The organism is Bacillus cereus group sp. BfR-BA-01355, assembly GCF_022663675.1.
GTDB classification, from domain to species: domain Bacteria; phylum Bacillota; class Bacilli; order Bacillales; family Bacillaceae_G; genus Bacillus_A; species Bacillus_A thuringiensis_S.
Genome location: NZ_JAKUFY010000332.1, coordinates 1 through 372, shown reverse-complemented (window position 1 = coordinate 372; position 372 = coordinate 1). Strand labels below are relative to the sequence as shown.

Genomic DNA, 372 nt, shown 5'->3' with positions numbered 1-372 from the left:
TCTTGATATAAATGATAATAATGGTACTGTCATTTTATCAAATTATCCAAACATTGGGGTGAATTGGAGATTAACTGACAACGGCCAGGGTATTATTTATCTTCAAAACTTTAGCCAAAATAAATTTAAAAATTGGTTTCTTGATATAAACACTAATAATGGTAATATTATTTTATCAAATTGCATATCAGACACTATATATTGGAAAATCAATAGATACCCTTTTGGTCGTATAAGACTTCAAAACCTCGGTGAACATAGATTTAAAAATTGGTTTCTCAGTATAGATCGTAATAATGGTGTCGCTATTTTATCACCTCATGAAGGAAATCAAACAGACTGGCAAGAAACTCCATCTTTCTAAAAACAAAA

1 protein-coding gene is annotated in these 372 nt (G+C 29.3%); it reads left to right on the top strand.

Features of this window, described 5'->3' with window-relative positions; genetic code table 11:
- On the top strand, nt 1-364 hold a 364-nt coding region (locus MR167_RS31915), incomplete at its 5' end, for a hypothetical protein (RefSeq protein WP_242316271.1).
- Nucleotides 365-372 lie beyond the last annotated feature (8 nt).